Raw genomic sequence first — 12,557 nt, forward strand, 5'->3', positions numbered from 1 at the left:
GGCAGTGTGTCTCAGTTTGCGTCGGTCACGTTTGAAGCCCTGGGCGAAAGCGCCTATGCTTAGCGGAACGCATGGAACCTTCAAATGGCATTCACTGTCATCTGGTACGGGAAACGGGGCGTCATCGACAAGGTGACCTTCGACGCTGAGAAGGCCGCCAAAGATCATGCAATCGCCATGTTCCAGACCCGAAGGGGTGACGATGGCGTGGTATGCGTTGAAGTCCGCAAGGACAGCGGAGCTGTCGTCTTCAGCCACGCGGAGAACTAGAGCAATTCCGGGAAAAGCGCGTTGCGCTTTCCCTAGGGAACTGCGTTAAAACAAAGAGTTAGACGTTGCACGGAAGCCTGGCAAGCGTGGTACATACAAAAGCTGGGCGATTGGATGATTTGACAAGCCCACTTGGTAAAAATCGTACCGCAACCAGCGTGCGGCTACGGCGTTTTCGCCAAATGGCGATTTACCACTTCGACTATCGCGACTGCGAAACCTTGCTTCCCGACATGGAGGGAACAGAGATAGCTGATCTTGAAACGGCTGGGTTCGAAGCCACCAGAATATTGGCTGAACTGGCCAGAGGTATCGAGCGGCCAGAACACCGCGTTCTTTCGATAGAGGTCCGTGACGACCACAAGCCGCTGTTGCTGGTCAGCCTGACACTGGACATCAAGACGCCAGCTTAGGCGCCGGCTCCGTGCCATCCACCTACGCGGGCATCGCGGGAGAAAATGCGATGATGGCAACGGCAACAAACACCATCCGGATGTTCATCGAGGCTGCGCGCCTGGGTGTGCGGCGTACCGAAGCCGAGATTGACGAACTGCAGCGGACTCTACGCTCCTCCCGGCATGTCCTCGAGGCATCGCGCAAGCTCTTGAGGCGCGTCCGCGAGCACCAGACGGATAGCCGGCCGAAAGCGTATCCCCAACCCGTCGAGTCCGGTGAAAAAGCACCTGGCGGCGTATCCGCGTTCGATGGCGACATTCTGCGCGAGGTGTTCAAGAAATTGGTCCTGGAAACCAATGTGCCCGAAGATCAATGGCGCGGCCTGGCTAAGGACCTGGTCCGCGAACTAACCGACTGCGAACAGGTCGAACCCGCTTTGGTGGACTGGATTGTCCACAAGTAAACCTGGCTCGATGCCGCATCATTGCCTATCGTCGCTCGTGGTGGCAAACCAGCTGTGGATTTGCCCAGGCCGCACCAAGCGCCGTCTTAGTGTCTGACTCTCAAGGAAAAACGCGGAACCGCTCATGCCAAGGCTGATGCAGGGAGTTCCTGCATGCCGAAGACTGGCCACGCCTGCGAAATAGAATGCTCGCCAACTTCCTCCGCCGGTCGTTTTTTCTTAGTTTTCCCGAATAAAAATTTTTCTTTGCGCGTGGAAGTTCTTTCCTATCCCCGGCCGGTGCGTTACGCTGGTCGCGGGTCGGGCAAGGGGAATTTCAAGCTACAGCAAGGCGGCTGAGGCGACATGAATGAATAAAGCTGACGAGGCTCGGGAAAGCGGCGTTTCCCGGGGCGTCGATCGGGCGACCCGATACGTCTTGGATATCATTCCGGAGAGTGCCGGTCCCAGACGCGCCACAGCGCGCGGGAGCATCATCTATTCCATCCCCAGTCCGGCGCTGTCGGAACTGGCGATTGATGAGTTCCATTTCGCCGAGGCAGGGCTTGAGCCGCTCGCGTTCGGCAGGGGTGACCTGCGGGTCGATGCCGCCGGATCAATCACGAATTGTTTTTCAGGGGAACAGGGAGGACAGCCTGGGGTTGAATTGCATCTTGGAATTATCAGGAGGCCGGATCATGCGGCGTGATGATGGTTCCGCGGGATCGGCTCCCCAGGCGAATTCCGCGCAACAGCCGATGCTGTACGCCAAAGGCGGGCTTTCGGTCCGCAGTGCACGCAAGGTGCGGGAATTCCTGGATCAGAATTTTACGCGCAAGCTGGCGCTTGCCGAGATGGCCGCGGTTTGCGGACTTTCGCCCTATCATTTCATGCGGGCTTTCTCGAGGACGTTCGGGATGCCGCCACACCAATATGTCCTCGACCTGCGGCTCGACTTCGCCGAGAAACTGCTTGCCGACAGTCGCATGACGATCGCCGACATCGCCCATCTGGCCGGCTTTTCGAGCCAGAGCCATTTTACCACCGTCATGAAGAAATACCGGCAGGTGACGCCACTGCAGGCAAGGGTGGGCAAGCTTAACGCCAAGGTTAGATGAGACGGCGCTTGAGACATTGTTTGATTACTTGATTTTAAAGCACCGGCTAAGGTAACGAGCCATTAACCTCTGTCGATTTGCTCAACTTTTTTCTCACATGGCAGCAATTTCGTGAAATACCGCGAGCAGGAATCATGTCTTTCTGCTGGTGAACGGAATTGTCAGACATTTCGTGCCGGCCAGCGGAGAGGGAACCATGACCGACAACCAGATTTCGGGCGGCCAGATTTCGAGCGGCTCGTTTGTTCAGCGTCGCGCGCCGCATTTCGCCGGGCAGTGGATCGCCGGGGCGGATCATCGCTCCCGCTCGGTTCGCCGCCGCCTGATGGCGGTCCTGCGTATGGCGCATTCTGTGCTCGGCATGGGGCGCAAGCGCCTGGGGCTGGGAACGTTGGGCGTCGGCGGGGCGCTCGGGGCGCAGCTTGCCATCATGGGGATCATGATCCCGCAGCCGGCGTTCGCGCAGCTTGCCATTGGTAACGGAATCGCGACCAACGCCGCCGATTGCGGCACCAATCCCAGTGCCGTGTCCCTTGCCACGGCGATCGGCTGCGGAGCCACCGCCCCGCAAGCCGGCGCGACCGCAGTAGGCTTGAACACCCATGCGAATGGCCGGAACGCCACGGCGGTGGGCTCCAGCAACAGCACGACTGGCGATGGCTCGATCGTTCTCGGTTACTCCAATTCCGCCAATGGCCTCAATGCGATCGCTATCGGTGTCATTTCGGCCGCGACCGGCGTCAACGCTCTCGCATTAGGTGGGAACGCCCATGCCAATGCGGACGGGGCAACCTCCATTGGTGTCAACTCTGTTGCAGCCGGAGGCGCGACCGCCCTTGGTTTGGCCGCGAGTGCCGGCGGGCTGAACTCAGCGGCGCTCGGCTATGTTGCCGCAGCGAGCGGGCTGCGCGCCACCGCGCTTGGGTATGGCGCGAACGCGTCGGGAGTGGATGCGTTTGCCCAGGGCAACTCGGCCAGTGCAAGCAACCAGAATGCCATCGCGATCGGCTTCCAGGCGACCGCGAACAGTATCAACGCCATCAACATTGGCGGGCGCACCGTCGCGGGGACGGGAGCCCTTGCACAGGGCGCCATCGCCTTTGGCACGGATGTGCTGGCATCTCAGCAAAATACCATTTCCATAGGTGTCCTGACCAAAGCAACGGGAACGGGCGCAACGGCGATGGGCAACACCGCCCGTGCCTGGGGCAACCAGTCCATCGCATTCGGCGTGGGCGCGATTGCAGGCGTTCAGGCCAACACGGCCTTGCCCAACAGCATCGCTATCGGCACCAATGCGGTCTCTTCCGGCGGTTTCGGCGTCGCGCTCGGCCAGGCCACTCAGGCCACTGCCGATTTTAGCACCGCAATCGGCAATGGAGCGGTGTCGAGTGGAGTTGGTTCTGTTGCGGCGGGGGCGGGAGCCCAGGCCACGGCCGTCTCCACCACGGCGCTCGGCAACAACGCCGCCGCGACCGCCGCGAACGCAGCCGCGCTGGGACTGGGCGCCACGGCGAGCGGAACATACGCCACTTCGCTTGGTTCCACCTCCAAGGCCACCGGTACCCGTGCGTTCGCAGGCGGCAGTTCGTCCACTGCCGGCGGCGACGATTCCATCGCCATCGGCACGACCGCCATCTCGACAGCGGCGAGCTCGACAGCAATCGGAGCGGGCGCGGTGACACTCGACGTAAATGCCATCGCCATCGGCACCGCCGCTGGCGCGGAGTCCGCCGACTCCGTCGCCATCGGCACGGGTGCTGACGCCGCTGGCGGCCAGGCAGTCTCCATCGGCGCCGGCAACACCGCTTATGGCGATGGCGCGGTGTCGATCGGCGATCCGAGCTACGCCAGCGGCACCGGCGCCTTCACCGGCGGTGCTAACAACATCGCCAACAGCGACGGCACGGCGACCGCCACCGCCGCCAATATGGCCAACGGTGCCGTCGCCATCGGCAACAGCAACAAGGCCATCGGGCAAGGCTCCGTGGCGCTGGGCAACGGCTCGACCGCGGGTGCCGCCGGCCTCGCCGGCAATGTCGCGCTCGGCAATGGCGCGACGGCTGCGGCAAGCTCGGGCGACGTCGCGCTCGGCTCGGGCTCGGTGACCGCCGTGGCGGTCGGCACGCCCAATGCGGTGATCAACGGCACGACCTATGCCTTCCAGGGCACCAACCCGACCTCGACCGTCAGCATCGGCGCGCCCGGCGCGGAACGCACCATCACCAACGTCGCCGCTGGGCGGATCAGTTCGACGTCAACCGACGCGATCAACGGTTCGCAGCTCGCCGCCACCAACCAGGCGGTCGACGCCATCGGAGCCGTCGTCAACAACCTCAATGTCGGCGGCGGCATCAAGTATTTCCATGCCAACTCGACGGCGGCGGACTCTTCGGCGACTGGCACGGACTCCGTCGCGATCGGACCCGTCGCGACGGCGACGGGGACGAATGCCATCGCGGCCGGTGTCAATTCGAGCGCCTCCGACGCCAACGCCTCGGCGATCGGCAGCGGCGCCGTCGCATCGGCGCTTGACGCTACGGCGCTGGGCTACATCTCCAAGGCCTCAGGCCAATACAGCACCGCCATTGGCGCCAACGCCAACGCCACAGCCACCTCCAGCACAGCGATCGGCCAGAACTCGCTTGCGGCCGGCGTTCAGGCGACTGCTGTTGGTGTAGGCGCGAATGCCGCCGCCCAGAACGCGCTCGCGCTGGGCGCCGGCTCTGCTGCTGGCAACGCAGGTGACGTGGCGCTCGGCTCTGGCAGTGTCACCGCCATAGCCGTGGGCACGCCCAGCACCGTGATCAACGGCACGACCTACGCGTTCCAAGGCACCAACCCGACCTCGACGGTCAGCGTCGGCGCGGTTGGCGCGGAGCGCACCATCACCAACGTCGCCGCCGGACGGATCAGTTCGACGTCGACCGACGCGATCAACGGCTCGCAGCTCGCCGCCACCAACCAGGCCGTCGACGCCATCGGCACCACGCTCAGCACCATCGGCGGTGGCGTGACCAATCTCGGCAACACGCTCAACAACATCGCCGGCGATACCTCGACCGCCTATACCGACGCCAACGGCATCGGCATCCGCTACGCCCGCACCAACGAGGCCGGACTGGCGCAGACCGATTCCTTCGCCAAGGGGGTCGGCTCCACCGCCGTCGGCTATAACGCGACCGCGACTGGCGACAGCGCGCTGGCGCTCGGCCGCGACAGCAATGTCAGTATCGACGGTGGCGTGGCGCTTGGTTCCGGTTCGATCTCCAATCGCGCCCTGGCTCCGGCCAGCGGACAGGTTGCCGCCGGTCCGTCGAACTTCATCCAGTACAACACGACCGACAAGAACCTGCTCGGCGCCGTTTCGGTCGGCACCGCCTCGTCCTACCGCCAGATCACCAATGTGGCCGACGGCACGCAGTCCCAGGATGCGGTGACGCTGCGCCAGCTGCAGGGGGCGATCGCCTCGGTCTCGGTGACGTCGACCAAGTATTTCCATGCCAATTCGGCTGCGGTCGACTCTCTCGCCGTCGGCGCCGAGTCGGTCGCGGTCGGTCCGACGACGGTCGTCAACGGCGATAATGGCATCGGCATCGGCAATGGCGCCGTCGTCGACCAGACCGCGCCCGGCGGCACGGCCATCGGCCAGAACGCCCATGTCATGCTGGCCGACGGCCTGGCGCTCGGCACCAATTCGCTCGCCTCCGGCATCCAGTCGGTGGCGCTCGGCGCCGGCGCCCAAAGCACCTTCGTCAACAGCGTGGCGCTGGGCGCGCAGTCCATCACCAGCGTCGGCGCTCAGACCGGCTACACGGCCTTTGCCCTGACCGCCGCGCAGAACTCGTTCGGCGAGGTGTCGATCGGCAGCGCCGGCTCCGAACGCAAGCTCACCAATGTCGCGGGCGGCTCGGCCGACACCGACGCCGTCAACGTCTCGCAGCTGCGCGGCGTGTCGCAAAACATCGGCGATTTGTTTGGCGGCGGCACGACGGTCAATCCCGATGGCTCGGTCACCGGGCCGACCTACACCGTCCAGGGCAATACCTACACGACCGTCTATGACGGCCTCACGGCGGTCGACAATGCGCTGACCAGCATCAGCACTGGCGGCGGCATCAAGTATTTCCACGCCAATTCCACGCTGGCCGACAGTGTCGCCGGCGGCACGAACAGCGTCGCGATCGGACCGGCGAGCGTGGCCAGCGGCATCGACAGCCTTGCCGCCGGCAATGGCTCGACAGCCACGGGAGATGGTGCGGTGGCGCTCGGCCAGGGCGCCAAGGCCAACAACGCCAAGGATGTGGCGCTCGGTTCCGGTTCGGTGACGCAGGCTGCCGTCGGCACCGCCAGCACCGTCATCGGCGGCAAGACCTACGCCTTTGCCGGAACCACCCCGGCCGGGACCGTCAGCGTCGGCGATGCCGGCACCGAGCGGACGATCACCAATGTCGCCGCGGGCCGCGTCAATTCCGGCAGCACCGACGCGATAAACGGTTCGCAGCTCTTCGCCACGAACACCGCGATCGAGGATCTGAAGGCTGGCGTCGGCAATCTCACCCAGAATGCGGTGACCTACGATACCCAGGGCGGCGCCAAGACGAACACCATCACGCTGCAGGGCGGCGACGTCAACGCGCCGGTCGTCATCTCCAATGTCGGGCCCGGCGTCAAAGCGAACGATGCGGTCAACGTCAGCCAGATGAACAACCGCGTGGATTACGCCATCAGCACCTCCAACACCTATACCGACAAGGTGGCCGCCACGACCTTGCAACAGGCCAATAACTATACCGACCAGAAGCTCAGCCAGCTCAACTCGGACCTGGGCGGCATACGCGACGAAGCAAGGCAAGCAGCGGCAATCGGGCTCGCCGCCGCCTCGCTGCGTTACGATGATCGTCCCGGCAAGCTGAGCGTCGCGGCGGGTGGCGGCTTCTGGCGGGATTCGAGCGCCTTGGCCTTCGGCGCCGGCTACACCAGCGAAGACGGCCGTATCCGCGGCAACCTGTCCGGCACTGCCGCCGGTGGGCATGTCGGCGTCGGCGCCGGCATCAGCTTCACCTTGAACTGAGGCAGGAATGAAAGGACTTGTTGCCCTGACCTGCCTGGCGCTCTGCGGCGGCCTCGTGCCGGCCGCCGGGCAGGTTACATCGCCCTACAGGATCAAGCCTTCGGACGTGGTGGTGCCGCCCGACGTGAAGCTCGGGGAGTACCAGCGCACCATCCGCCCGTTCCAGAACTGGACGCTGATCTGCGACGAGAACCTCAAGGCCCGCAAGAAGGTCTGCAACGTCTCGCAGATCATTGAGGACGCGTCCGGCAAGATGGCCTTCAGCTGGTCGCTTGCCGCCACGCAGGACGGCAAGCCCTACATGATCCTGCGCACCGCGCCGAACGCGAAAAGCGACAGTCCGGTATCGGTGAAGTTCGACGGGCGCGACAAGGCGATCGACGTTCCCCTTAACGGCTGCAACGACACGGTCTGCGTCGGCATGCTGCCGGTCGGGCCCGTAGTGCGCCAGAAGATCACGCAGAATGCGACGTCGGCAATCTCCTACGCCACCGTCGACGGCAAGACGATCACCGTGACCGCAACCCTCAAGGGGCTGTCGGACGCCCTTTCACCAGTCAAATAACCGGGACAGCATCATGAGCCAGCAGGACCAGTTCATGTCCGCCAAACGCAGCAGCCCGCCCCTCGAGGCGGATCGGCAAAGGCCGGTCGAGCCGCCGCGGCGGCGGTGGCCGCGCATCGCCGGATTCTCGCTGCTCGGCCTGGTGGTCGCGGGCCTCGGCTTCGCCGCCGGTAACTATGCCGCGATCGCCAATCTGGTCGGCGGCGCGACGGCCGCACAGGCTTCGACGCCGTCGCCGCCGGCACTTCCGGACACGCCCTTCCTCGAGCACGTCAAGCAGGCCGGCGTGCAGGCCTGCTCGACCGTCTATCCGGTGCTTGGACAGATCCTGACCACAGGCACGAAATACAGCGTCAAATCCTTGTGGAACGACCAGGCCGCCGACAAACATGCCGTCCAGGCTTTTGTCGGCATGGATTATGCGTCGGAACGCTATAGCGGGCCGGCCGCCGGCATTGTCTTCGCATCGCCCACGGCTTCGGGTTGCGAGGGGGCGATGGTGCGGGTGGCGCCATTCGCCAGCCCGTGCACCGACATACCCGCCATTCTGCCGCAGGGCAGCAAGATCACCGACCATCTCGGGCAGGTCGAGGTCTACGAGCTCGGCGGCAACGCCGGCGAGGCGCTGCTCCTGCCCACCGGCAAAAGCTGCGTGGTGATCTCCGTCGCTTCGGCGGCGAAGTAAGGCACGCAAGCGGATGGGCGAGGACCCCCGGAAAGGATTGCGAACCATGAAATCGCGTCTGGCAGTTTTGTGCATGGCCTTGCTGTGGAGCGGGCAAGTCGTCTCGGCCGATCTGCCGGGACCGGAGCAACCGCCCGCTCCGCCGCAGGAAGAAAAAGGCATCTGGGGAGCGATCGCCTATTCCAGCGCCGACACCAAGCACGGGTTTTTCTGGGGTGCGGACAAGCGGCAGGAGGCGAAGGACATCGCGCTGAAATACTGCGAGAACGCCGGCGGAAAGACCTGCACCGTCGTCACCGTGTTCCGCAACCATCGCCACTGGAACGACGATGACGAGACCGGCTTTCCCTATAAGCACTGCGGCGCGCTCGCCGTGGCCGAGAAGAAGCAGACCGAGCGACTGACGCCCTGGGGTGTGAACTCCGCCGAGACCCGCCGCGAAGCCGAGGACCTCGCTTTGCAGGCCTGCGAGGCGGCGGGAGAGAAATGCAAGATCCGCGAGTGGGTCTGCACATGAAGCTTGGCTTCAAGGCCGTCTCCGCATGCGGGGCAATTCTGTTTTCGTTGATGTCGCCGGCGTCGGCGCAGCAGCAGGTGGCGGCTGTCCCCGATGGACCGTCGTCGCTGCGCGAAGTCTATCAGGACTGGAGCGTGGCCTGTTCCGTTCGCGACAAGGCGAGGACCTGCTCGCTTTCGCAGGACCAGGTCCAGCAGAACGGCCAGAGGCTTCTTGCCGTGGAAATCGCGGGACGCGCGGACGGTTCGACGACGGCTACCCTGCTCCTGCCCTTCGGCATCTTGCTCGATCAGGGTGTGACGCTCCAGATCGACGACCAGCCGCCACTGTCCCCACAGCGCTTCAGGACCTGCCTGCCGACAGGTTGCCTCGCGGTGTTCGCCATCGATCGGCCGGTGCTTGGAAAGCTGAGGGGAGGCTCGGTGCTTAAGCTCAACGTCACGACGGACGCCGAGACCCCGCTGACATTCCCGGTGTCGCTGCACGGCCTGACCGCTGCGCTCGACCGCATGGTGGCGTTGAGCGCGCGGTAAGGACATAAGCGGCTGCCCTCGGCCGCCGCCGGGTCACATGGAACGTTGGTGTGCGATGGCCGTTTAGTCGCGGTGCCACTGCGGTCGGATCGTGATCATGAAAAAGACCTACGTCAAACCCACGCTTGTGAAACGTGGAAAACTCACCGAGCGCACGGCGCAAATCGTGGCGTCCGGGATCATATTGGGCGAGTGACCGCATGGAGTCTTGGCCAACCGCCTCAATGGCGCCGATGGTCAATTCCGCTCGAACGTACCGACCAGTTCGGCCTGCTCCAATATGTGCGGCCGGGCTTTCTTCATCACCTCGTCGACGGTCGCTTTCCGGTCGAGATTCAATGTCTCCACATCGAGCGCCAGAAGCTTGAAATGGTAGTGATGAAGGCCGTGCCCAGGTGGCGGCTGGGGGCCATCATAGTGAGGATTGCCGAAATCGTTGATACCGTGCCCCAGGCTTTCCGTCTTGGCGCCCGCGGTCGTGCCCTCGGCCAGAATGTCGCGTTGCGGGTCGATGTCGTAGATCCCCCAGTGGCGGAACGTGCCTGAAGGCGCGTCGGGGTCCTCGACGACGAGGGCGAAGCTTTTCACGCCCGCGGGAGCATCTTGCCATTGCAGCGGCGGCGAGAGGTTTTCGCCATCACGGGAATAACGCGGCGGTATCCTCTCTCCATCGGCGAAGGCGGGGCTTCTCAAAGCGAAGGTCATGACTGGTCTCCTTATCGGTTACTGCGGGGTAGCCGCTGCTTTTTCGCTGCCTGGCAGCGCCTGCCGATAAAGGCGATTCAACCGTCCGCGCGACGCTTATGGTGCGCGCTTTCCTGGTTCTCGCCCCGGATGATGTTCCTGTCATCGCGATCGGCAATATCCGGCATATCAGGCTTGAGGTCCGCGCCCTTGCGGAACGCCTCGCGCTCCCTCGCGGACTTCTTCAGATCGCCCTTGGCGTCGAAATCCTTGGCGGCATTCCTGGTGTTTTCGCGTCGTTCCAGGATGCGAAGCTGCTGTTCGTGGGTCTTGTTTCCGGCCATGGTTTCCTCCTCATCGGAGCCTATCGTCGTCTTTCGTGGAACGATCGGGTGGGGCGAATGTTCCGTGCCGGTGCATCCGCTGCGGGACCGGTCCGCCGAACTTCACCAATCATCGAAAGAAGGAAACAATCCGAGCGGTCACGTGTTCTATCGGCAGCGGGCGTGTGGGCGTTCTTTGTCTGGAGGCGATGATGACTGCAACCGGCCTCGATGTTTTCGACAAGACAGTGCAGACCACCAATGTCTGGCTCAACGAGATCATGGATGATCTCGGCCCCGACCGGCAGTTCGCATGGCACGTGCTTGGCGTGGTCCTGCGCGCCTTGCGCGACAGGCTGCCCGCCGAACTGGGAGCCAATCTCGGTGCGGAGCTGCCGCTCCTGATCAGGGGCGCATATTACGATCAGTATCAGCCGTCCGATGTGCCGAACCGGGATCGCTCGGTCGAGGAATTTGTCCATCGCATCGCGGAAGCGCTGAAATCCGGACGGCCCGTGGACGCTGGCGAGGCGACAAGAACGGTGTTCAAGACGCTTGCCCATCATGTCGATCTTGGCCAGTCGGCGAAAGTGCGCGACGCCTTGCCGAAAGGCGTTCAGGCGCTGTGGCCCGACGGCATCGGCGCATAGGTGCTGCGTAGCGGCACTCGAACCGCGCGCAAGACCGAGGTGTCGCTCACGCGGCTCCTCAATGCCAGTTGGTGTGTTTTTTCCGTCGAACAGGGAACCGATGGGCGCAAGCCCAGTTCGGTCAAGAGGCCTGTCGCGTCGCACGGCCCGTGGAGAACCTGCCATGAACAGCGGTGTCGAAACGATCCGGGTAGCAATCGGGGCACCGTTGTCGGGAAGCGGGGAGGTACTCGGTGTCGAGATGGCGGAGGCGGTCGAACTCGCGGTCGAAGAGCAGAATGCGAGCGGCGGCATAGCAGGCTTTGCCATTGCCGCCGAGAAAGCGGACGACCAGGGATCGATCGAGACAGGGCGGCAAGTCGCTGACGACTTTTGCGGACGACCGGATGTGCTTGGTGTGGTCGGTCACTACAACAGCAACGTCACCCTGACCGCGGCGGAGATTTATGCCGCCCACAATCTTGCGATGATCACGCCCATCGCTTCGGATGCGGCGCTCACCGAGCGCGCGCTGCCGAACGTCTTTCGCTTCACCAATCGTGACGATCAGACCGGAGCGGCCATTGCGCGCCATCTCTACGACGTCCTGGGCAAGCGCCGAGCCGTTCTGGTCGAGACGGAAACAATGTACGGCCACAGCATGGGTAGCGCATTCTCGCGGGCATTTCTGTCGCTTGGAGGACGCATTGCGGAGCGGCGCACCGTCAGGGAAGGAAGCCGCCATTTCGACCCGCTGGTGGCGTCCTTGCGGGCGAACTTCGATTTCTTGTTCTATGGTGGAAGCTTCGAGGGCGCTTACATCTTGAAAGCGATGCGCCACGCGGGCCTCGGCCAGCTTTTTGCCAGTGGCGACGGCTGCTGGGACACCACGAATTTCCTCGAACCGGCGGGAGACGCCGCGACCGCGGGGGAAGGTGTCCTCGTGCTCTCGGCCACGCCGGAGCTGGGCAGGGTCGCTGGTTCGAGCGAATTCGCGGCGCGCTACATGGCCCGCTTTGGGCCGATCGGAAACTATGCCGTGAATTCCTATGATGCAGCCCGCGTTTTGATCGCAGCGATAAAAGATGCCGTCGACGGCGCCAAACGATATCCCGACCGAAGCGGTGTGGTGGCAGCGATGCGCAATCTCCACTTCAGGGGTATCGCCTATAGCGATCCCGTGGAGTGGGACGAAAAAGGCGACAATCTGGCCGCCGTCACCGCGCTCAATGTCGTGGAGAACGGCCGGTTCCGACAGGTTGCCGAAATCCCGCGGACGGGCCGCGTCGCATGAGATCCGCATCTTCAGCTTGTGTTCGGC

At 63.8% G+C, this 12,557-nt stretch carries 16 protein-coding genes; 14 read left to right on the forward strand and 2 right to left on the reverse strand.

Annotated features, from left to right (window positions below):
• The first annotated feature begins 84 nt into the window (after positions 1–84).
• The 12 genes from JT360_RS13550 (at position 85) to JT360_RS13605 (ending at position 9,796) form a co-directional block, all read left to right on the forward strand.
• Positions 85–270, forward strand: coding sequence for a hypothetical protein (locus JT360_RS13550; RefSeq protein WP_214472117.1), 186 nt, complete (start codon positions 85–87; stop codon positions 268–270).
• A 110-nt stretch (positions 271–380) separates the two neighbouring features.
• Positions 381–683, forward strand: coding sequence for a DUF6894 family protein (locus JT360_RS13555; RefSeq protein WP_214472118.1), 303 nt, complete (start codon positions 381–383; stop codon positions 681–683).
• An 11-nt stretch (positions 684–694) separates the two neighbouring features.
• Positions 695–1,129: a hypothetical protein gene (locus tag JT360_RS13560; protein ID WP_214472119.1), complete on the forward strand. Its 435-nt coding sequence runs from the start codon at positions 695–697 to the stop codon at positions 1,127–1,129.
• 153 nt (positions 1,130–1,282) lie between these two features.
• Positions 1,283–1,468, forward strand: a complete 186-nt coding sequence (locus tag JT360_RS13565) for a hypothetical protein (protein WP_214472120.1) — start codon at positions 1,283–1,285, stop codon at positions 1,466–1,468.
• A gap of 10 nt (positions 1,469–1,478) precedes the next feature.
• Positions 1,479–1,817 (forward strand): hypothetical protein, encoded by a 339-nt coding sequence (locus JT360_RS33580; protein ID WP_250888799.1) that lies wholly within the window; start codon positions 1,479–1,481, stop codon positions 1,815–1,817.
• Positions 1,807–2,226, forward strand: a complete 420-nt coding sequence (locus JT360_RS13575) for a helix-turn-helix transcriptional regulator (RefSeq protein WP_250888800.1) — start codon at positions 1,807–1,809, stop codon at positions 2,224–2,226. The genes JT360_RS33580 and JT360_RS13575 overlap by 11 nt, the downstream gene beginning before the upstream one ends.
• 196 nt (positions 2,227–2,422) lie before the next feature.
• Positions 2,423–7,300, forward strand: coding sequence for a beta strand repeat-containing protein (locus tag JT360_RS13580; protein WP_214472122.1), 4,878 nt, complete (start codon positions 2,423–2,425; stop codon positions 7,298–7,300).
• 7 nt (positions 7,301–7,307) lie between these two features.
• Positions 7,308–7,865 carry an invasion associated locus B family protein gene (locus JT360_RS13585; protein ID WP_214472123.1) on the forward strand — a complete coding sequence of 186 codons (558 nt, stop codon included), beginning with the start codon at positions 7,308–7,310 and terminating at the stop codon, positions 7,863–7,865.
• Between the two features lie 13 nt (positions 7,866–7,878).
• Complete coding sequence (locus JT360_RS13590; RefSeq protein ID WP_214472124.1) at positions 7,879–8,550, forward strand: hypothetical protein; 672 nt, start codon at positions 7,879–7,881, stop codon at positions 8,548–8,550.
• Between the two features lie 46 nt (positions 8,551–8,596).
• On the forward strand, positions 8,597–9,067 hold the full coding sequence (locus JT360_RS13595; protein WP_214472125.1) for a DUF4189 domain-containing protein: 471 nt from the start codon (positions 8,597–8,599) through the stop codon (positions 9,065–9,067).
• Positions 9,064–9,600 carry an invasion associated locus B family protein gene (locus tag JT360_RS13600; RefSeq protein ID WP_214472126.1) on the forward strand — a complete coding sequence of 179 codons (537 nt, stop codon included), beginning with the start codon at positions 9,064–9,066 and terminating at the stop codon, positions 9,598–9,600. The genes JT360_RS13595 and JT360_RS13600 overlap by 4 nt, the downstream gene beginning before the upstream one ends.
• A 97-nt stretch (positions 9,601–9,697) precedes the next feature.
• Positions 9,698–9,796 (forward strand): putative RiPP precursor, encoded by a 99-nt coding sequence (locus tag JT360_RS13605; RefSeq protein ID WP_214472127.1) that lies wholly within the window; start codon positions 9,698–9,700, stop codon positions 9,794–9,796.
• A 41-nt stretch (positions 9,797–9,837) separates the two neighbouring features.
• Here the strand turns inward: JT360_RS13605 and JT360_RS13610 are convergent, their stop codons facing one another.
• The gene (locus JT360_RS13610; protein ID WP_214472128.1) at positions 9,838–10,305 is read right to left on the reverse strand and encodes a YbhB/YbcL family Raf kinase inhibitor-like protein; all 468 of its coding nucleotides are present in this window, start codon (positions 10,303–10,305) and stop codon (positions 9,838–9,840) included.
• A 77-nt stretch (positions 10,306–10,382) separates the two neighbouring features.
• Positions 10,383–10,628, reverse strand: a complete 246-nt coding sequence (locus JT360_RS13615) for a hypothetical protein (RefSeq protein ID WP_214472129.1) — start codon at positions 10,626–10,628, stop codon at positions 10,383–10,385.
• A 191-nt stretch (positions 10,629–10,819) separates the two neighbouring features.
• Here JT360_RS13615 and JT360_RS13620 point away from each other — a divergent pair, with 191 nt between their 5' ends.
• Positions 10,820–11,257, forward strand: coding sequence for a DUF2267 domain-containing protein (locus JT360_RS13620; RefSeq protein WP_214472130.1), 438 nt, complete (start codon positions 10,820–10,822; stop codon positions 11,255–11,257).
• Positions 11,258–11,420: 163 nt separating this feature from the next.
• Positions 11,421–12,530 (forward strand): branched-chain amino acid ABC transporter substrate-binding protein, encoded by a 1,110-nt coding sequence (locus JT360_RS13625; protein ID WP_214472131.1) that lies wholly within the window; start codon positions 11,421–11,423, stop codon positions 12,528–12,530.
• Positions 12,531–12,557 lie beyond the last annotated feature (27 nt).

Source organism: Mesorhizobium sp. dw_380 (assembly GCF_018588885.1).
Lineage (GTDB): Bacteria > Pseudomonadota > Alphaproteobacteria > Rhizobiales > Rhizobiaceae > Mesorhizobium.